We start from the raw sequence: 19,470 nt of genomic DNA, 5'->3' as shown, positions 1-19,470 counted from the left end.
CATTTCCGGTACCGGACTGCAATTATTTCATTTTTTGACCAGTACTAACCTGGCTCTGTCGGCCTTATACATACCATTATAGAACTTCGCCAGTTCCGGATAGGCTGAGGCGGGGTAAGAACCTCCTTTGTGGTCAATGGAACGGATATAAGTAATTACATTACCTTCTACCGTCACCTTTGAAGCGTAGGCGCCGAATATGCTCTGTAATGCTACCGGCTGGGGCATTGCCTCCGGTGTATACCCTTCCGGAATGATGATCTTTACGGTATCCACGTCCCGGTAGGCATCATTCAGGTAAATATCCGATCTGCGGGCGGAATCCGACGTCAGACGCCTGCCTGTTTTGGTCAGCAGATTCGGCTCCAGGAACATACGTTTGCCCGTAACAGTAGCATAGTTGTGGGCAGCAATCTCCAGGTGTTCATCTATAGCGGGCAGCGACTCCTTTAACTGCCTGCACTCGTAGCCGTTAACGTCATAACTGGAAAAATAACCTGCCTGTTTGAGACGCTCCAGGATCTTCTCCCTGGTATAAACATTCAGCATGGCAAGCAGGTCGTCCTGCTGAAGGCCGGTATAACGTGTATCCGCTTTCAGCGTCATGTCCCCCGTTTCGGCAATAGTGGCATTGATGCGACGTATCTGTTGATTCTGTTCCATAGTGTACACCGGAGTGTGGATCAACTTACTCCCCGTTTCATCCACAAACAGCACGTGCCTGTCTGCGGTAAAACTACCCAGGTATCCTGCAGGCTGAAAGTTACTCGTACATTCCAGCCAGGTGCTGTCTTTAGTGCCGGGCACACAGACGATTACATGGTTAAAGCGTGAGGAAGGAAAGCTTGCCTCTGTTACATCTTTATCGTCTTCACCCGCATACACGAGCGCACAGGAAGCTTTAATTCCCGCTTCCTTCAGCAGCGCACACATATAATTAGAAAGTGCTTTACAGTCTCCGTAACCCTTGCTGGCCACATAGTTGGCGTCGAAGGTCTGCCAGCCGCCAATGCCCAGCTGAACGCTGATATACCTGGTATGCTCCTGCAGATACTTATAAAGTTTTGCGATCTTTTCCTCCCGGCTCAGACCATCTGTTAACTGATGCACCGTTTGTTTAACGCCATCAGGCAGCTGGTCCCGCCCCTGGTTCAATATGTACATAAAATGTCCATATGCCTCCCAGGTGTTCATGGCCCCTTTATACTGCTGCATTTCAAAATCCGCAGGCGCCAGTTGGACGGTGGTTGTACGTCTATGCCAGCTGGGTGCATAAGCCTCTTCCGATACCGGCCGCATATTTTTTACTTCCCAGGTATAAGTATTGTCATTCCCTTCTTTTGTGAGCACCGGTTCACCCTTATAATTGAAATGATGGTAACGCAGCACGTAATCTTTCGGAGCTGTCACCGTTAGCTTACTTTGTTCAACAGCATAAGCTGTTGCCCGCTGTGGCATCCAAAAAGGCAGGTAAAAGGAGTGATTGTATCTTATTTCAATTTCGTATTCTATTGTATGCGGATATACGTTATAATAAAACGCATGTTGCTTATACCTGTCATCCGTCATCAGCGATTCACTGCCTACACCACTGAGGTCCTGTAAATCGCTCTGCTTTAATTTTTTAATGGGAACGCCCAGCGCGTCATACAGGGTGCCTTTAATAGAACGGAGATCGGTCAGTTTATCATAGAACGCTGTGGCTCTCGCGTACCGCTCTCCTTCTGCATCCATCACCGTCAGTACATAATGGGTAGTCACCCTTACATCTCTGGGATCATTGATCTTAATGCTCACCTCTTCCATCCGTTTCACGATATGTGCATTGGACTTGAGCGAATCAGGGATCATTGCTGCCGGGTAAACCGGGTCGCCTGCAAATACAGGCGTAAGAAAGGACAGGAAGCACACACAACAACAGAGGCTGTATGCATACTTCTTTATCATATAGGTTAGCATTGTTTAGCTTTTTCTTTTGAGGACGATTTGTTCGGATTGTTTCTTTACGATCATATCAAAGAAATCACGCAGTGAATTGTATTCATCAGGTGCAAAGACAGCTCTGTTCAGTTTTACTCTTGAACGGAACTGGATAGAATTTTCATTCTGCTGGATGAGGTACTGGAAGATACCTTCATTCTCATTGAATTTAACCATGGCTGATTTGGGTAGTTCCTCCACTACATATCCATCAGGAACGGTCATATTCAATGTATAGGTCTCATCCATTACACAGGGCATTTCAACGGGGTATTTGCGTTCCTGTGAGCGGAAAGGATTTTTACGTGTTGCTTCTGTAAATAAAGGGTTGATATAGAGCATACCGGCATCATCTGCTTTCATCTCAAAATCATACTTCATTTTCAGTACTTCTTCGTTTTCTTCCAGGTTCTCCAGCTCCACACCGCTGATAACAGTTTCTGTTGCAAAGTCTTTTTCCTTTCCTTTAAAATAGGCGTCCTTGCCCTTATCTTTTATAGAAGAACGGATCATGCAGGATTCAAAGTAAGTAGGATATTGCTGCAAACTTCCTTTGAGACTACCGCCTTCTCCACCCATGAGCATCACAAAAGTGCTCTTTTGTTCGAGCAGGTTGTCCGGATTGAAATACAAGGGCGGCACCTCTTTGGATAACAGTCGCGCGTGACCGTTATAACAGGAGATATCTACGCGGCCGAAGCCCAGGTATGGCCGGGAAGCATCCAGGAAATACATCAGTGTATCTACCGTGATAGCTGCCATGGTATAGTTAAAACGGGATTTAAGCGGATAAAGTTCATGGGTCAGGCCATGATTTCGTGTGCTGAGTACCACCGGATCAGCATTCAGCTTTGCGCGGCGTAACATGGCTATCAGCAGCAGATTGATGTCTGTTTCGTTACCGTTACGGGAAGTGAAAACCGTTTTTATTGGTTTGGAAAGATATAAACCGGAATGATCCGTGCAGGTAAAGTTATTCCTCACATAATTGTAAATACGGCGGGCTTTGGCAGTATCATCTTTCAGGCCTTCGGTCAGCTGGTCTACCACATCTCCCAGATAGCCATTGTTCTTACTCAGGTCTGCACCGAAGTCTTCATCCTTGTTCAGCTCTTCTGAGAATTTCTCCCAGGTGCCCATCACCGGTCTGACAGGGGCTCCCGGATATTTTATTGCAGACAACTGGAATTCTATCCTGGTAATATGGTTACGCAGGGAAGTGGTGTAACTTTCTTCCCGCAGGGCAGGAATATCTTTGGCTGTCCATACGTTCTTCGTTGTATTGGAAGAAAAGCTGCCATGCTGTGATGCGCTGGTAGGGCCATTTGTTTCAAAAGTCAGGTTATATGTCGTCCTGTCATACGTTGTTTTTACAGCCAGCATACCGTTGATATCCTGTTTCAGGAAGACGAAGTCATATATCTCCGGAATTGTAACACTGTACTCGCTAAGCAGGCAGGGATGCTCATCCTGGAAGGTCCAGGGCTGCAGGTTGAAGTAGAAGGGAGATGTTACCGAATAGGTATACTCGATGATCGTTCCCTCTTTTACGCCAGGAATGGTGAACTTCTTCATAATGAAGTTCTTGTCTAACTTGTCGGTAAAGACGCTTTTACTCTCAAGTTTCGTTTCTACCACCTGTCCGTTTTCCAGATTATAAGCTACAGCTTTAAGGTTGATCAGTTTTTCTTCCAATTGTCCGGAAACGAAAAGAGGGACCGTTACAGTGGCCTCGTCGTAACCGTTCTTGTCAACGATCTTAATTCTTTTTAATCGCTTGAAAGATAATTCAAAGTGATCCCTTTCCGCCTGGAATTCAGAGGACCCGATGTCTGCAAGAATAACCGCATGTGCGGAGGTATCTTTTTCAAATGATGTCGGAGTAAAGTCTTCCGCACTGATCTTCCCAAATTTGATTTTGTCCCTGGTCTGAGAAAATGTTGTAAGTGTAAACAAGCAGGCTGTCACCAGCTGCAGGGGGAATACAATAGATCTGCTACGCATACAGGATATAAGGATTTTGGGGATGAAGGTAAGGGAAAACTGTATTCGAACCTTTGCTATAGCAAACTTTTATTTTTATGTAACTTGCACTCATTCATGAACCTTGCAGCAAAATATACGGCATTCATCAAGCAGCACGCGGCTGATCTGGGCTTTGACCATTGTGGCATTGCCAAAGCGGTACAGCTCGACGATGATGCCCGCCGGCTTGAGCAGTGGCTGCATAAGGGCATGCATGGCTCCATGCACTACATGGAGAATCATTTTGACAAAAGGATCGACCCAAGGAAACTGGTAGATAATGCCCAGTCTGTCATTACCCTGCTACTCAACTATTATCCTGCTCAGCAACAGCAGCCTGAGGCGCCAAAGATCTCCAAATATGCCTACGGCCAGGACTATCACGAAGTCATTAAAGGCAAACTCAATACCCTGCTGGCCCGCATGCAGGAAGCCTTCGGAGAGGTAAGTGGTCGTGGGTTTGTAGACTCTGCCCCCGTGCTGGAAAGAAGCTGGGCGCAACGCAGCGGTCTGGGCTGGCTGGGAAAGAACGGAAACCTCATCCATAAGCAGGCAGGCTCCTTCTTTTTCATTGCAACACTTATAACCGATCTGGCCCTGGAGTACGATAGTCCTGTAGGCGACTATTGTGGTTCCTGTACCCGTTGCCTGGATGCCTGTCCCACGCAGGCGCTGGTAGCGCCCGGTGTAGTAGACGGCAGCCGCTGTATTTCCTACTTCACCATTGAGCTGAAAGAATTACTGATCCCCGACAACATGCAGGGACGCTTCGAAAACTGGATGTTTGGCTGTGATGTATGCCAGGACGTTTGTCCCTGGAACCGTTTTTCCAAACCGAATCAGACAATGGAGTTTACCCCTATCCCGGAAATTCTCAACTTCAGTACTAAAGACTGGGAAGAGCTGACCGAGGAAGAATTCAAGAAGGTCTTCCGCCGCTCCCCTATGAAACGCTCCAAATATGCCGGTATCCGTAGAAATTTGCGTTTTATTAACGGATGAGATTCTTCCCTTTTGTTCTTTTTGCGTACATTGTTAGAACTAGTATTGCCGACTATTCCTTCACCTATCTGCTAAAGGGAGTGCTATAAAGTTTCTGTTTTATGGAAGTTAAGGTATTAACTGCACCTGGTTTATATGGTTCAGGCCCATTACACTGGCAAAGCATCTGGGAAAAGACATCCGGATATAAACGTATTGATCAGCAAAACTGGGATGCCCCGGTCATGACGGAATGGGTAAAAACAATTGAGGACGCTGTGGCTGAGGCAGGTCCTGACGTGGTGATCGCGGCACATAGTCTGGGTTGCATTGCGCTGGCCTATTGGGCGCAGCAAACGAAGCTTACTATTAAAGGCGCTCTGCTGGTGGCTCCTGCCGACACGGAACGTCCGGGGTTCCCGGCTGCCGCAAGGGGATTTGCGCCTGTTCCGCTAAAACCGCTGCCGTTCAAAAGTATTGTGGTCTCCAGCACGAATGACGAATATGCCAGCCTCGAGAGAGCCAGATTTTTCGCTGATGCCTGGGGCAGCCGTTTTGTGAATGCCGGGCCTAAAGGACATATCAATGCAGATTCCAACCTGGGTGAATGGCCCAAGGGACAAATATTACTGGGTGAACTGGTCAGGAACTGGGAGACGTTGTAATAAAAAAAAGGCCATCCGCCTGAAGGCGGACGGCGATTGATATTCCACGTCATGGCTTATTCAGCCGTTATAGATCTAGTTCTTATTTAAAACCTTTCATCAGGTAAAATGCATCGTTCCAGCGCAGCTCATTCCTGAACTGATACAGGTCTGTATTCTTGCCGATACGTACATATTCAATACCCGCCATGTCTGCAAAGTCCTGCATATGTGCAGCCGTCAGGTTCTGACTGTAACAGGTGTGATGCGCACCTCCCGCCTGAATCCAGGCAGCGCAACCCGTACGCATATCAGGCAGTGGCTTCCACAATACTCTCGCTACCGGTAGTTTAGGCAGCTGATGTAAAGGCTCTACTGCATCCACTTCGTTCACCAGTAACCGGAAACGATTACCCATATCGATCACAGACGCATTGATAGCCGGACCTCCCGCTACGTTGAACACCAGTCTCACAGGATCTGCCTTACCGCCAATACCCAATGGATGGATCTCACAGGATGCTTTGCCATTCGCAATAGACGAACAGATCTCCAGCATGTGTGCGCCCAACACCAGGCGATTATCCGGATCAAAGTGGTAAGTATAATCTTCCATGAAAGAGTTACCACCAGGCAGTCCGCTTCCCATTACTTTCATCGCCCTTACCAGCGCCGCTGTTTTCCAGTCGCCTTCACCCCCAAAACCATATCCGTCAGCCATCAGACGTTGTACTGCAATACCCGGCAGTTGCTCCATGCCATGCAGATCTTCAAAGGTATCGGTGAATCCTTTGAATTTACCTTCTTCCAGGAATGCACGCAGACCTAACTCAATACGAGCTGCTTCCCGCAGAGACGCATGTTGTGCGCCCCCTTTCAGCAGCGGGGCTGCTACTGCATAAGTCTGCTCATATTCCTGTACCAGTGTGCCGATAGCTGCATCGCTGATGCCTTTGATATATTTTACCAGGTCTCCTACACCATAACCATTCACAGAATAACCAAACTGTAATTCAGCTTCCACCTTATCACCTTCCGTTACGGCTACCTGGCGCATATTGTCTCCGATACGGGCAAAACGGGCGCCCTGCCAGTCAAACCAACCCGCAGCTGCACGCAGCCAGGTACCTATTTCGGCAGTTACTTCCGGGTCCTGCCAGTGACCAGCTACCACTTTCCTGTCCATTCTCATCCTCGACATCATGAAACCAAACTCACGGTCGCCATGGGCAGACTGGTTCAGGTTCATAAAGTCCATATCTATATCATTCCAGGGGATGTCCCTGTTGAATTGTGTATGCAGATGCAATAAGGGGCGTTGCAGGATCTTTAATCCCCCGATCCACATCTTGGCAGGAGAGAAAGTATGCATCCAGGCGATCACCCCAATACAATCAGGCGCTGTATTCGCTTCCTGGCAAATGCGGTATATTTCGTCGGGCGTTTTTACGACCGGTTTAAATACAATACGTACCGGTATGTTGGCGTCTGCACCGAGCGACTGCGCGATCTTTTCTGCGTGCGCCGCTACCTGCTTTAAGGTTTCTTCTCCGTAAAGATGTTGGCTGCCGGTGATGAACCAGGCTTCAAATTGCTTCAACTGTATCATGCTGTTGGAATTTTAGATGTGACCTGCGCTATTACGCTTGACCATAATAGGAATCGGGCCCGTGTTTGCGTTCAAAATGTTTTTTGATCAGAGATTCTTTCAGTTTAGGGCACTCAGGACGGATAGTCTCTGTCAGATAGGCCATCCTTGCTACTTCCTCGAGCACCGCTGCATTGTACACTGCTTTATCGGCCGTCTTTCCCCAGGTGAAAGGCGCGTGATTGCCCACAAGCATCATCTCCACATCCTTATATGATAATTTCCTTTCCTCCAGGCATTGCATGATCTGGAAGCCTGTTTCATGCTCATAGTTACCCTTGATCATTTCATCGCTCATCGGCGCCGCGCAGGGTACATCTGCCGTCAGGTGATCGGCATGTGTTGTGCCGTAGATCGGAATGTCCCGTTGTGCCTGTGCCCAGGCGGTAGCATATGTGGAGTGTGTATGTACAATGCCTCCGATATCTTCCCAGTGCTTATATAACACTGCGTGGGTTTTGGTATCTGAAGATGGACGCCCTGTGCCGGCGACGGTCTTTCCGTCGAAATCAACGATCACCATGCTGTCTGGCGACAATAGCTTGTAAGGCACGCCGCTTGGTTTAATGGCAAAGACGCCGGCGCTGCGGTCTACCACGCTCACATTTCCAAAAGTGAACAATACCAGTCCTAATGCGGGCAATTGCATATTGGCTTCGTAAGCCTGTTCCTGGATGCCCTTGTATCGGTTGCTCATACGTAGAGTTTTTCGGTGAATGCGCCCAGTTCCTGGAATTGACGGTAACGGGCCGCATAGTATGGAACATTCTCCTGGCGCGGTTGCCAGACAGTTTCAAAACCTGAGGTCATGGCTTGCTGTGCAGTCTCAATATCGCTGTAAATGCCTGCCGCGGTAGCTGCAAACATAGCAGCACCCAGTGCACATGCATTCTCACTGTTGACGATCCTGATAGGCCTGTTCATCACGTCTGCCAGCACCTGCATGGCATAAGACGATTTCTTGGCTACACCCCCCAGGGCTATCACTTCCTTAATAGGCACCCCTTCTTTTGCGAAACGCTCAGCGATGCTCTGTGCACCGAAAGCGGTGGCTTCTACCAGTGCTTTGAACATCTGCACGGCATCTATCCCCAGGTGTAAGCCGGTGATAGTGCTCTTCACAGTGTGATTGGCATCAGGTGTACGGCGACCGTTAAACCAGTCCAGTGCCAGGGGATCGTTTTCCTTTAAAGGCAGCTGCTGCGCCTGTTGTGCCAGATGGCCTAATAATTTATCTTCTACTGCAGCCAGTTTCTCTTTGTCCTCCGGTAACAGGGCATATAATGGCCCCATAATGAGACGGCGGAGCCAGGCAAATACGTCGCCATAAGCGGATTGTCCAGCCTCCAGTCCCAGCATGCCAGGAATTACAGAACCATCTACCTGTCCGCAGATGCCTTTTACGAACAAGTGTCCTGCTTCCTCCATCGGGGCCACCAGGATATCGCAGGTGCTGGTGCCGATCACCTTACAGAGGGAATAGGACTGGATACCACCACCAACAGCGCCCATATGGGCATCGAAGGCGCCGGTGCCTATTACCACGTCTTTTGACAATCCCAGGCGGGTGGCCCATTCTTCACTGATGGTACCAGCCGGAACGGTGGCTTCCACAGTATCGGTATATGTTTTATCGTATTTGCCCAGGTAAGGGTGTAATTTCTCCAGGAAATCCTTTGGAGGTAAACCTCCCCATGAAGCATGCCACATCGCTTTATGGCCCGCCGCACAGCGGCTGCGTAACAAGGTGCTGAGGCTGCGGTTGCCGGTCAGCAGGGCGGGAATCCAGTCGCAATGCTCTACCCAGGAAGCAGCTTTCTCTCTAACAGCAGCATCTTCAGTGATCACATGGAGGATCTTGGCCCAATACCATTCGCTGCTGTAGATGCCGCCACAGTATTTTGTATAGTCTGTGCCATTGCTATGTGCAGTGTCATTGATCAGCGCCGCCTCGTTATTGGCAGTATGATCTTTCCAGAGTACGAACATAGCGTTAGGATTATCCTCAAAACCAGGTAACAGGGCCAGGGGCGTGCCTGTTTCGTCTACCGGACCGGGGGTAGAACCCGTTGTATCAACGGCGATCCCTTTTACGAGAGCGGCGGTACCTGCCGGACATTGCTTCAATGCCCCGCGGATGCTCTGCTCCAGTCCTTCCAGGTAATCTAATGGGTGTTGACGGTATTGCTGTACAGCAGGGTCGCAATACAGGCCTTTCTGCCAGCGGGGATAATAGTGCACGGCACTACCTACTTCCTCTCCTGTCCGGGCATTCACTACGAGAGACCGTACTGAATCGGTGCCAAAGTCGACACCTATTACAAATGAATTTTCCATAACGTACATCCTTGAACGGTCTTCCTGCCTGTTGGTAGCGGAAGACAGCAGCTATTTAAAAAATGAGTAAATGTTCCAGTATACTTTATTGTCAAACAGACAATTATTAAACAAGGCAAAAAAATGCTGATATGAGCATCCCCTGTTACGGTGAGATCATATCAGTTTGCCTTATTTCAGATTTCCGGGATCGGAAACAAAATTGAGGAAGGCGTGGAATTTGGCGCTGTATTTTCTTTTATCCAGCTTATAATAGAATGCTCCCCTTTTGGAAGTAGCCCTCTCTTTTTCTTTCTGTTTGACAAGCAATCCGGTAGATAATACCTTCCTGCTGAAGTTGCGCTTGTCAAAGCCGGCGTCATATACTGCTTCGAACAGTATCTGCAATTGGGGGATGGTGAACCTGGTAGGCAACAGTTCAAATAAGAGCGGGTGAATGGCCGCTTTATAACGTAACCGTGCCTGTGCCTCTGTGACCATCTTTGCGTGGTCGAAGATCAGTTTGGGTGCATCCTTGAGTGGGAACCACTCAGCTTTGTACTCATCCGTGATCTGTTGCTTGTACTGGTTGATGTCGATCAATGCAAAATAGGCTACAGAAAGCGTACGTTCCATCGGGTCCCTGCTCGGGCTGCCGAAAGCCTGCAGCTGCTCCATATAGACCCCTTCGAGTCCTGTCAGCTTGGTGAGCGTGCGGGCTGCCGCCTGTTCCAGGTCTTCATCTGCCTGTACGAAGCCCCCCATCAGGCTCCATTTTCCCTTTTCCGGCTCAAAACCGCGTTTGATCAGCAGAAGCTTAAGATCCTGTCCGTCAAAACCAAAAATAATACAGTCTACAGCTACCAGCATCCGGGTTTGCCGGGAATAACGTGTCATACTATCCAGGAGTTTAATTCCGCTAATATAAAACTCCCTGTTGACATTGCCATTTTTTTGACCCACAGACTGTTTATTTCTACACAAGATAGAACTTTAAATGTCAACTTTACAATTATTTTTTATCACAGTAATTGTCCTGGGGTCAAAGACCTGTAATCAGCTACAAAAGTGATGATATTATTGTAGTCGCTGAACTCCTCACGGGTGTGCATAGTGGTAAGCACTACGGCCTTCATACCCGCATTGGCAGCTGCTTCCACGCCTTTAGGTGCATCTTCGAACACAATACAGGAAGCAGGATCTGCGCCCAGTTCTGCGGCTGCCTTTAGGAATACTTCCGGATGCGGTTTGCTTGTGCTTACATCATTGGCCGTTATGATACTCTTGAAATAATGGCGTATATGAAGATTATCCAGCGCAAAATCAACGTTAAAAGGAATAGCCGCAGTGCCTATGCCCATGGGGATCCCCTCCTTCTCAGCAGCTTCCAGGAATTCCTGCAGGCCTGGTATTAACTGTAAATGCGGTAAATATGCCGCCTGGTAACGCTTCTCCTTCTCCAGGGATAGTTCATCCATCTCTGCCGCTGTAAAACGGTCCTTTCCAAACACACGCACCAGCAACTCCTGGTTCTTACCGTACATCTCTTTCTTTACTGCCTCCCGGCTCAAACCCGCGCCCAGTTCAGTTAAAGTATTATACCAGCCCTCCAGATGATACGCCATATCGTCGATCATAGTGCCGTTCATGTCAAAAATAAATGCCTTTTTCATATTGCTGCTTTTACAATTTAGCGGGTCAAAGCTAATAAATTAAATAGCTGGATTGTAGCTCCAATTCTACCCTTATTTGCTTAAGTTGCTGTTCAGATCCGGTGAAGGCTATAGCTTACAGGCTCTTTACTATAGCGTTATAGGGGTTGTTCTATAGCCAGGGCTATAGAATAGCAGGCGTAACGCAGGACTATAGCGCCTTTAGGTATGGAATCGCAGGCCATCTTAAGCGAAGTAGAAGTATAGTTGGGCCGGCAGAGTACAGCAACAAAAACATGGATGGGCTGCATTAGCCTCAGTGTTTGTAGCGCGGAGTGCCATTCTGGAACGGCAATACACCGGTCAACAAAACGCCGATCGGCTCCGCTAGGTGCCGTATGTTTGTAGCGCGGGGTGCAACCCCGGGCTTTTTTTTCCGGCAAAGCCGGAAAAAAAAGAAGGTCGAATGAGTTCGACCTTCGTGATCTAGTTCACGTTATTGAATCGACCGCATGCGGCAAAAATTACTGGATTTTGCATGCAGTTCGCAGAAACATTTATATAGTAAACCGGTGCTTCCTTCATCACAACGCGCCACACCTCAAAACTGGAAACAGACCCGGCAGCTATTAAAGCAACCGTAATAGGATGAATGAGCTGTCACAGGATGTCACCCGCCGGATAAAAAGCATAAACAGTGGAACATCCGGATGGGTCAATTTCGGTAAACGTAATTGCTACCTGCTGCAATTTAGTGATAAATGTCAAATTTACAATTAAATTTTTCTTCCCTCCCGGATATAGGAAAGGTCCATAGACAATCGCTCTTTCCCAGCTTTGTCTATGGACCTTTATGTGTTGTATTTTTATTGCCTACTCCCCTACCTGAAAACATCGCATACTGATGCTGCCATTCTGGATCTCTTCATAAGTGAACCTGATCTCCTCATCCGGCTCAGCCAGGCCGAGGCCGTAGATAAAAGGGAAATAATGGTCCGGTGTTGGGATAGATAGCTTTGCCGCCTCTCCCAGCCTTTCGTAATGCAGCAGATCGTCAAAAGAACGTTCCTCTGTTTTGCGCTTTACAGTTGCATCAAACTCCAGTGCCCAGTCGAAGGGAGCCGCATTGTCGCTAAAACTGATCCGCCGCAGGTTATGTACAATATTGCCGCTGCCGACAATAAGGACGCCTCTTTTACGGAGTTCCTTCAGCTCCTGCGCCAGCTGATAATGATAGGCCGGTGGCTTGTAATAGTCGATACTCAGCTGGAATACCGGAATATTGGCTTCCGGGTACATATGTTTCAGGACGGTCCATGTTCCATGATCCAGGCCCCACTCTTCGTCTTCTACCACCTGGGTGCTCTTAATCAGCTTCGCGGTTTCACGGGCCAGTTCCGGTGATCCCGGAGCCGGGTACTGCACTTCATGCAGCGCCTGCGGAAACCCTCCGAAGTCATGTATTGTAGCCGGCCTGGCGGCAGTCAGCACATGTGTGCCCCTCGTCAGCCAGTGCGCAGAGACAACTAATATAGCGTTAGGTAATTGTTTCACTGATTCCCCCATCTCTTTCAGCCGGCGGGTGAAAGCATTGTCGTAAAGCGCGTTCATCGGATTACCATGACCAATAAACATAGCCGGCATTAATGTAGTACGCTGATAATCACGGGTAATCTTTCCCAGTTCTTGTAATTGCATATATAATCCTCCTACAGGCAAAACGGCCATTGCGGCCAGAAAATCCTTCCTGTTCATAATACACAAAGATACTCAACACCCATGGGCAGGAAATGGACAAATCATCTGATAAAGTGGACTTTTCAATATATTTGAGCCATGCGGACCATACTCAAAAATTATAGCAGCCTGCTACTGCTGCTGGGCGGAATTATTGCCGGCAGCATCCTTGGGCTGATCTTCGGAAAACGGGTGGAAGTGATCAAACCGATAGGCGATATATTCCTTAACCTTCTTTTTACGGCTGTTATACCACTGGTATTTTTTGCCATTGCCTCAGCTATTGCAAATGTTGATCCGGGCCAGAAACTGGGCAAAGTGATCTCTGTCATGGGATTGGTGTTCGTCAGCACAGTCCTGGTATCGGCCTTTCTCACTATTGTTGCCATCTGGTTCTTCCCCCTGCAGGCTGTGACCACCGGTTCCGGCGCCATGGAAGAGATGCAGACAGCCGGACCGGGAGAACAACTCACCCGCTTACTGACAGTGGGAGAATTTTATGAGCTGCTGTCGCGGAAAAATATGTTGCCCTTCATCATCTTCTCCGCCCTGGTAGGATTTGCGGCACTGAAGGCAGGAGAATCCGGCAAGGCTTTCCGCCGCTTCCTGGATTCAGGCAATGAGGTCATGAAGCAACTATTGAACATTATCATGTTACTGGGCCCTATAGGTTTGGGTGCTTATTTCGCTTACCAGGTCGGTACCCTGGGACCTGAGCTCTTTGGTACCTATGCCAGTTCAATGGCGCTCTATTATGGCTTCGGACTATTTTATTTCATAGTAATGTTCAGCGTATACGCCTTCCTGGCCGGAGGAATGGCCGGCGTCAGGATCTACTGGAAAAATAACCTGGTTCCCACTTTTACTGCGCTTGGCTCCTGCAGTAGCATCGCTACTATACCGGCCAACCTGGTGGCTGCACAGCGTATGGGCATTCCGGAGCATATCGGCAATGTGGTTGTGCCATTAGGCGGCACGCTGCATAAAGATGGTTCCAGTATCTCTTCTATTGTAAAAATAGGCGTTGTATTTGCCATGTTCCACCGTCCGCTGACAGGCTTAGACACAGTATTGCTCGCATTGGGTGTAACAGTCATCGTGAGTATTGTAGAGGGGGGAATTCCGAATGGTGGTTATATCGGGGAATTATTGGTAATGTCCGTATACGGCTTTCCGATAGAAGCTCTTCCGGCTGTGATGGTGATAGGCACCCTCGTGGATCCCCTGGCTACCATCCTGAATGCTACCGGCGATACAGTAGCCGCCATGATGGTGACCAGGGTGATGAAAGGGCGCCGTTGGCTTAAGGATCGAGCGGATCTTCAGGATCCTGCTGCCAGGCTTTCAGATCCGGTAGTATAATATTCTCTGTGGGAGCTTTTCTTTCCAATCCTGTATAAGGCAGATAACCTATTTCATTGATAAAGCGCGCTGCCATCTTTTCAATGGCGAGCGACTGGAATGAATCTGAGACTATCAGCATTGGCTTGGTGGCAGGCATATTGAACAGGTAAGCCAGTCGTACGGCATTACGGATGTTGGTAGTCGTATGTCTTGCATGTGGCTCTATGATCACTGCACTGTCAGGAATACCCAGTTTGCCCACCATATATTTTTTCATCTCGATCGCTTCACAGAAAGGCGTCTTGTAAGGATGTACATGGCCTCCGGATACGATGATAAAAGGAGCCGCATTATTGCGATACTGTTCTGCCGCCAGCTTGCAACGGAACATGCCCATACTGTCCATCGTCTGTCCTGCTTTTCCCGGACCGCTGCCAGGCACCAGGATGGAGCTGAAACGATAAGCGTTCCAGTTGGTTCTTCTGGACTTTGCAAAAGGTGCTGCATTCTGATCTTTATACAAAGGCTCATAACGGGTAGCTTCATTCCTGCCATTGATTTCCAGTGCCTTCAGGGATCCCAGCAAGGGTTGCCTGTAGAATGCATTGCCTGTACCTGCCGCCAGGATCTGTTGTACTGCCGTTTTCACCTGCCTTACAAAGGCAGGATCTGCGGGCCGGAACGAAATAGAATCAATCCTCGGATAACGCGGAGGTACGCCCTGCAGGTATACCCTGCTGATGTGATTGAGCCCTGCGGCTGCATCCTCCCAAGCTTTACGGATAAAGGTGGTATCTGCATTCTCCGTATATAACGGATAGCGGTCTACGACTTTGAGGCGCTGCACTGTTTCCGCTATATCCGGATTACTGACTGCCAGCCTTTTGAATTCGTCACCCACTTCCTTTATTTCGTCGGCTGTCCATTCCAGCGCTTTGCCAATACAAGCGGCATCTCCACACTGGCTGTAGGCAGTTGTTAAGCGTGCTGCTCTGTCTTTCGCTATCTGGTTAAATACAGCATCCTTCACGACAACGTTATGTGCAGGACCATTTCTTTCCAGGAGATATAACAGGTAGAACGATTTTCTCATCTGCACCTGCTGTGTAGTGGTGTAAGAAGGAGTAACAGCCTTTGCCGCCCTTGCCGTCTTTGTTGTTCTTGCTTTGGATTTCCCCCTTGTTGTTTTTCTGCGTTGCGATTGTGCGGTTAGTGTTACCAGGCACAATAACATGCATAAGCTCATGTTAACTGCTGATCTCATATTTTTTTCCCGGCGCGTTGGCTGCGCTCTAGTTTTGATTACTGTATCTGTTTCCCGTTCTTATAAATAGCTTTAATACTACGTGTAGCTCTGATATCCAGCAAAGGATCTGCGTCCAGCACCATGAAGTCAGCCTTTTTTCCAGGCGCCAGGCTGCCAGTACGCCTTTCTATTCCCAGCATTGCAGCCCCGTTATAGGTAGCATATTTGATCACTTTTAACGGAGGAATTCCAGCGGCTGTCATGAGCAGCAGTTCCTCATGTTCAGAAAAACCTATGGCTCTCACCGGCTGTGCACCGGAGTCGGTACCCATGACAATTTTTATGCCTGCACTATCCATTTTCTGCAGATTCCGGGATGCGATCTGAAGAGCTTTCATCTTACGCTCCCGTTCATCGCTTTGTTGTTTTTGGTACTCCCCGGTCTTCAACATATCCCACACGCCAGGTTCCAGAGAACGGACAAAGAAAGGATCTGCAAACCATCCCGGCAGGGTGGCATAGGCAAAACCAAATTCTTCAATGCAAAGGGTGGGAATATAACAGACGTTCTTCTGTTTCATGGCAATGATCAGGGAGTCATCTACCTCCTGATCCCTGATGCTGTGCGCGATCACATCGACGCCTGCATCGACCAGCCTGCGGGCATCTTCGAGGTAATAAACGTGTGCGGCTACTTTGATATTGTGGGCATGTGCTTCTGTAATAATAGCATGGTATATCTCAGGAAGCATACGGGGTGTTCCATCAACCCAGATCTTAACAAAATCTGGTTTCAATGTGGCCAGGCGGCGCATCTCCTGTAAGGCCTGATCCGCATTTACGGGGCGTAGAATACTGGGGCCGAATGCGACAGGAGGCACTCCTTTCGGAGCACCAAAACCATAGCCGGCAGTATAAAAAGAAGCGCCGGGCAGCATGCCTATGCGTGAAGCATCCTGATAAATGAAGGCGGCTGGTTGGTCGGTTCCCAGGCTCAATACTGTTCCCACGCCATATTCCAGATATTGCATCAGATGGCGGTTCACATTGTCAGGGGTATAATTGGCGGCGGCAATGGTAGTGCCGTTTAGTAATCCGACATGAGCATGACCGTTCACCAGCAGTGGCATCACGGTCATTCCCTGCCCAGCTATTTCTTCAGCGCCCTTAACGGGATAGTTCGTGCCTGCTGGCAGTATAGCGGCAATGGTATCTTCATTGATGACCAGACTGACATGGGAACGGGCTTCTGCCCCGCTCCCGTCAATCAGGGTGATATCTTTGATTATAAAAGAAGTGTTGTCCTGGGCATAAGTGTAGCAACAGATAGCGGAGAGGCAAACACTGAGAAATATACGGTTTAGCATAGTTACGCAATTTGCAGTTTATCAATCCAGAAACTGCAAACTACGAAACTATAGACTTAAAACGGACCCGGCCGCCTGCTGAATTTTATAAAAGGCAAGATCGAGGTCTGAAAGGAGGTCTGCGGGCTCCTCCAGTCCTACTGATAAACGAACGAGACTATCGGCCACCCCGGCGGCTCTCCGCTTTTCATCAGGGATGGATTTATGGGTCATGCTGGCCGGGTGGCATAACAAACTTTTAACACCACCAAGACTCTCAGCCAGCTTAAAATATTGGGTGCCAGTCACAAACGACAGTGCTGTAGCCTCCGTATCATCCTTGAAGGTAAAAGAAACAATGCCTCCAAAGCCTTTCGACTGCTGTTTCGCAATTGCATGTCCGGGATGATTTTTCAGACCGGGATAATAAACTTTATCTACCAGTGGATGTTGTTCCAGGTATTCCGCGATCGCCTGGGCATTTGCACAATGTTGCCTTACACGCAGGTGTAATGTCTCTATACCACGGATCAGCAGAAAACTATCAAACGGTGAAAGAATAGCGCCACAGGCGTTCTGGTAGAATTTAATCTCCGCCCCCAGTTCAGGTGTCCGGGTCACCACCAGACCGGCAATAAGGTCACTATGTCCTCCCAGGTATTTGGTAGCGCTATGTATCACTATGTCTGCACCAAGGGCCAGTGGCTGCTGTAATACCGGAGATGCGAAGGTGTTGTCCACGCAAAACAGGCATTTACTGGCAGCAGCGATCTTCGCAATGGCTGCTATATCAGATATCTTCAATGTAGGATTGGTGGGAGTTTCCAGCCATATCAGCTTAGTGGCCGGGGTAATAGCGTTGAAGACTGCCTGTACATCAGAGGTATCTACATAAGTAACCTTGATACCGAATTTATCATACACTTTGTTGAATAACCGGAAGGCTCCTCCGTAGATATCATCTACAGCAACAATCTCATCGCCTGATTGCAGCAGTTTCACAATGGCGTCAATAGCTGCCAGTCCGCTGGAAAAGGCGATTCCGGTAGCGCCGCCTTCCAGTTGTGCGGCAATTTTTTCCAGTGTTTCGCGTGTGGGGTTGTTGGTCCTTGCATAATCGTAGCCCTTATTTACACCCGGCGCTTCCTGTACGAAAGTAGAGGTCTGGTAAATAGGTACAGCAATAGCGCCTGTTTGTGGATCTACGGGAATAGAATGGATCAGTTGTGTGATTGTGCTCATCTCTTTTTGTTTTTGAGTTTGATGATAATTGTTGATTAAACAGGTCCTTGCGAGGAGCTTATCAAAAAGAGAGGCAGATAGTGGCAGGAATTGCTTAAAAGCAAAAAACTCACCTGGTAGCCAGGTGAGTTTTAATTATTTCAAGTAAAATAGATCAAACCTACTGACTTATCTTTCCCACTGTAAGCGGGATGGATGTAGCACCTTTCCGGTCTGGTGGAACCGGGTGGTTGCTAAGGCTTCGCAGGGCCATTTCCCTCTGCCTTTCTTGATAAGAAACTTAAAGAACTGGTGCAAAGATATACGAGAACAAATTAATCTACCAAATTTATTTTTTATTCTCTCCTATACTTTTCACGGTGATGGCAATACCCTCTTCATAAGAAGTAGGCTTAAAATTGAAATGCTTTTCAAATTTTGAGCTGTCAAAAATATAAGGATGGGTGGTCTGGTACATCATCTCATGCAATTCAGCGATCGTCTTGTTAAACAGACCTGCCAGGCGGATCATAAAACCATTGAGCTTCGTGTAACGGGGCTTTACATGTAAAGCTGCTGCCACCATTTCCACATATTCTTTCCCGTTAGGCGCAGGATTTGTCGTAGGCAGATGCCATACCTGGTTATAGGAAGACGGATCAGCTGCGAGCAGATAAAGCGCCTTTCCTGCATCGGGTGTAAAAGTATAGCTGTGCGTTACCTGATCATTGCCCATCCAGTTGGCAGCTTGTCCCTGTGCCAGTTTATTGATCACCATAATGTTGAGAATGCCGGTACTATCAGCAGCGGGGCCATAGAAGTCGGCCGACCGGGCGATGGTCGCTGTGAGGTTTCCCTGTTTAACATGCTGCATGATCTTATCTGCAATCATTGCCCTGACCTCTCCTTTTTTACTACGCGGATTGTAAGGCGTATCTTCCCTCATTGCGCCATTTACCAGCCCATACATATAAACGTTGTCAAAAAAGATCAAAGGAACACCGCCTTCGCTGCAGGCTTCTATTACATTTTGCATGATCTTCGGCCATTTGTCCTGCCAGACCTTATGGTCATACGCCAGTCCCACACATAAGAACACGACAGCTGACCCGCTCACCGCCCTGCGTGTCTGCAAAGGATCCGTAATATCTGCCGCGATGATATCTGACACTCCTTTTATCGGTTTAGCCTGCCTGCTTACCAACCTGACCTGCTTACCCTGTTCGAGTAAAACGGTTGTCAACTCCCGGGCTATGCTTCCTCCTGCTCCTAAAATTGTATAAACTCCTGATCCTGTTAGGTTTGATTGTGTTTTGCTGGCCATGATAGG

The 19,470-nt window shown here is 48.3% G+C and carries 15 protein-coding genes and 1 riboswitch; of the genes, 3 read left to right on the top strand and 12 right to left on the bottom strand.

Features of this window, described 5'->3' with window-relative positions:
- Positions 1–27: 27 nt before the first annotated feature.
- Positions 28–1,947, bottom strand: coding sequence for a DUF3857 domain-containing transglutaminase family protein (locus tag L3C95_RS23300; RefSeq protein ID WP_236391189.1), 1,920 nt, complete (start codon positions 1,945–1,947; stop codon positions 28–30).
- Between the two features lie 15 nt (positions 1,948–1,962).
- Positions 1,963–3,984, bottom strand: coding sequence for a DUF3858 domain-containing protein (locus L3C95_RS23295; RefSeq protein ID WP_236391187.1), 2,022 nt, complete (start codon positions 3,982–3,984; stop codon positions 1,963–1,965).
- A gap of 96 nt (positions 3,985–4,080) precedes the next feature.
- On the opposite strand from L3C95_RS23295, the gene queG reads away from it, so the two are divergent.
- Both queG and L3C95_RS23285 read left to right on the top strand, forming a co-directional pair.
- Positions 4,081–5,007: a tRNA epoxyqueuosine(34) reductase QueG gene (gene queG / locus L3C95_RS23290; RefSeq protein WP_236391185.1), complete on the top strand. Its 927-nt coding sequence runs from the start codon at positions 4,081–4,083 to the stop codon at positions 5,005–5,007.
- A gap of 101 nt (positions 5,008–5,108) precedes the next feature.
- The gene (locus L3C95_RS23285; RefSeq protein ID WP_236391183.1) at positions 5,109–5,651 is read left to right on the top strand and encodes an RBBP9/YdeN family alpha/beta hydrolase; all 543 of its coding nucleotides are present in this window, start codon (positions 5,109–5,111) and stop codon (positions 5,649–5,651) included.
- An 82-nt stretch (positions 5,652–5,733) separates the two neighbouring features.
- Here the strand turns inward: L3C95_RS23285 and araA are convergent, their stop codons facing one another.
- The 6 genes from araA to ygiD all read right to left on the bottom strand — a co-directional run bounded on the left by araA (position 5,734) and on the right by ygiD (position 13,001).
- The gene (gene araA, locus L3C95_RS23280) at positions 5,734–7,239 is read right to left on the bottom strand and encodes an L-arabinose isomerase (protein ID WP_236391181.1); all 1,506 of its coding nucleotides are present in this window, start codon (positions 7,237–7,239) and stop codon (positions 5,734–5,736) included.
- A 31-nt stretch (positions 7,240–7,270) separates the two neighbouring features.
- Positions 7,271–7,975, bottom strand: a complete 705-nt coding sequence (locus L3C95_RS23275; RefSeq protein ID WP_236391179.1) for an L-ribulose-5-phosphate 4-epimerase — start codon at positions 7,973–7,975, stop codon at positions 7,271–7,273.
- Positions 7,972–9,615: a ribulokinase gene (locus L3C95_RS23270; RefSeq protein ID WP_236391177.1), complete on the bottom strand. Its 1,644-nt coding sequence runs from the start codon at positions 9,613–9,615 to the stop codon at positions 7,972–7,974. Before L3C95_RS23270 ends, L3C95_RS23275 begins: the two co-directional genes overlap by 4 nt.
- A 171-nt stretch (positions 9,616–9,786) precedes the next feature.
- Positions 9,787–10,491: an NUDIX hydrolase gene (locus tag L3C95_RS23265; RefSeq protein WP_236391176.1), complete on the bottom strand. Its 705-nt coding sequence runs from the start codon at positions 10,489–10,491 to the stop codon at positions 9,787–9,789.
- A 125-nt stretch (positions 10,492–10,616) separates the two neighbouring features.
- Complete coding sequence (locus L3C95_RS23260; protein WP_236391174.1) at positions 10,617–11,267, bottom strand: HAD family hydrolase; 651 nt, start codon at positions 11,265–11,267, stop codon at positions 10,617–10,619.
- Between the two features lie 852 nt (positions 11,268–12,119).
- Entirely contained in the window at positions 12,120–13,001 is an 882-nt protein-coding gene (gene ygiD / locus L3C95_RS23255; RefSeq protein WP_236391172.1) for a 4,5-DOPA dioxygenase extradiol, read from the bottom strand.
- A gap of 81 nt (positions 13,002–13,082) precedes the next feature.
- On the opposite strand from ygiD, the gene L3C95_RS23250 reads away from it, so the two are divergent.
- Positions 13,083–14,345 (top strand): dicarboxylate/amino acid:cation symporter, encoded by a 1,263-nt coding sequence (locus L3C95_RS23250; protein ID WP_236391170.1) that lies wholly within the window; start codon positions 13,083–13,085, stop codon positions 14,343–14,345.
- Here L3C95_RS23250 and L3C95_RS23245 read toward each other — a convergent pair.
- The 4 genes from L3C95_RS23245 to L3C95_RS23230 all read right to left on the bottom strand — a co-directional run bounded on the left by L3C95_RS23245 (position 14,287) and on the right by L3C95_RS23230 (position 19,464).
- The gene (locus L3C95_RS23245) at positions 14,287–15,591 is read right to left on the bottom strand and encodes a YdcF family protein (protein WP_236391168.1); all 1,305 of its coding nucleotides are present in this window, start codon (positions 15,589–15,591) and stop codon (positions 14,287–14,289) included. The genes L3C95_RS23250 and L3C95_RS23245 overlap by 59 nt on opposite strands.
- 38 nt (positions 15,592–15,629) lie before the next feature.
- A complete protein-coding gene (locus L3C95_RS23240) occupies positions 15,630–16,940 on the bottom strand; it encodes an amidohydrolase family protein (RefSeq protein WP_236391167.1) in 1,311 nt (436 codons plus the stop codon).
- A 48-nt stretch (positions 16,941–16,988) separates the two neighbouring features.
- The gene (locus L3C95_RS23235; protein ID WP_236391165.1) at positions 16,989–18,161 is read right to left on the bottom strand and encodes a trans-sulfuration enzyme family protein; all 1,173 of its coding nucleotides are present in this window, start codon (positions 18,159–18,161) and stop codon (positions 16,989–16,991) included.
- A 165-nt stretch (positions 18,162–18,326) separates the two neighbouring features.
- A riboswitch (SAM riboswitch) is annotated at positions 18,327–18,439 on the bottom strand.
- A 50-nt stretch (positions 18,440–18,489) separates the two neighbouring features.
- A complete protein-coding gene (locus L3C95_RS23230) occupies positions 18,490–19,464 on the bottom strand; it encodes an NAD-dependent epimerase/dehydratase family protein (RefSeq protein ID WP_236391163.1) in 975 nt (324 codons plus the stop codon).
- Positions 19,465–19,470 lie beyond the last annotated feature (6 nt).

The organism is Chitinophaga filiformis, from assembly GCF_021646545.1.
In the GTDB taxonomy this organism is placed as follows: Bacteria; Bacteroidota; Bacteroidia; order Chitinophagales; family Chitinophagaceae; genus Chitinophaga; species Chitinophaga filiformis_A.
This window is presented reverse-complemented; position numbering and strand designations above follow the sequence as displayed.

Excerpts from the sequence above, each read along its gene's own strand:
- L3C95_RS23300 (WP_236391189.1), bottom strand. The coding sequence starts at position 1,947 with ATGATAAAGAAGTATGCATACAGCCTCTGTTGTTGTGTGTGCTTCCTG.
- L3C95_RS23295 (WP_236391187.1), bottom strand. The coding sequence starts at position 3,984 with ATGCGTAGCAGATCTATTGTATTCCCCCTGCAGCTGGTGACAGCCTGC.
- queG (WP_236391185.1), top strand. The coding sequence starts at position 4,081 with ATGAACCTTGCAGCAAAATATACGGCATTCATCAAGCAGCACGCGGCT.
- L3C95_RS23285 (WP_236391183.1), top strand. The coding sequence starts at position 5,109 with ATGGAAGTTAAGGTATTAACTGCACCTGGTTTATATGGTTCAGGCCCA.
- araA (WP_236391181.1), bottom strand. The coding sequence starts at position 7,239 with ATGATACAGTTGAAGCAATTTGAAGCCTGGTTCATCACCGGCAGCCAA.
- L3C95_RS23275 (WP_236391179.1), bottom strand. The coding sequence starts at position 7,975 with ATGAGCAACCGATACAAGGGCATCCAGGAACAGGCTTACGAAGCCAAT.
- L3C95_RS23270 (WP_236391177.1), bottom strand. The coding sequence starts at position 9,615 with ATGGAAAATTCATTTGTAATAGGTGTCGACTTTGGCACCGATTCAGTA.
- L3C95_RS23265 (WP_236391176.1), bottom strand. The coding sequence starts at position 10,491 with ATGACACGTTATTCCCGGCAAACCCGGATGCTGGTAGCTGTAGACTGT.
- L3C95_RS23260 (WP_236391174.1), bottom strand. The coding sequence starts at position 11,267 with ATGAAAAAGGCATTTATTTTTGACATGAACGGCACTATGATCGACGAT.
- ygiD (WP_236391172.1), bottom strand. The coding sequence starts at position 13,001 with ATGAACAGGAAGGATTTTCTGGCCGCAATGGCCGTTTTGCCTGTAGGA.
- L3C95_RS23250 (WP_236391170.1), top strand. The coding sequence starts at position 13,083 with ATGCGGACCATACTCAAAAATTATAGCAGCCTGCTACTGCTGCTGGGC.
- L3C95_RS23245 (WP_236391168.1), bottom strand. The coding sequence starts at position 15,591 with ATGAGATCAGCAGTTAACATGAGCTTATGCATGTTATTGTGCCTGGTA.
- L3C95_RS23240 (WP_236391167.1), bottom strand. The coding sequence starts at position 16,940 with ATGCTAAACCGTATATTTCTCAGTGTTTGCCTCTCCGCTATCTGTTGC.
- L3C95_RS23235 (WP_236391165.1), bottom strand. The coding sequence starts at position 18,161 with ATGAGCACAATCACACAACTGATCCATTCTATTCCCGTAGATCCACAA.
- L3C95_RS23230 (WP_236391163.1), bottom strand. The coding sequence starts at position 19,464 with ATGGCCAGCAAAACACAATCAAACCTAACAGGATCAGGAGTTTATACA.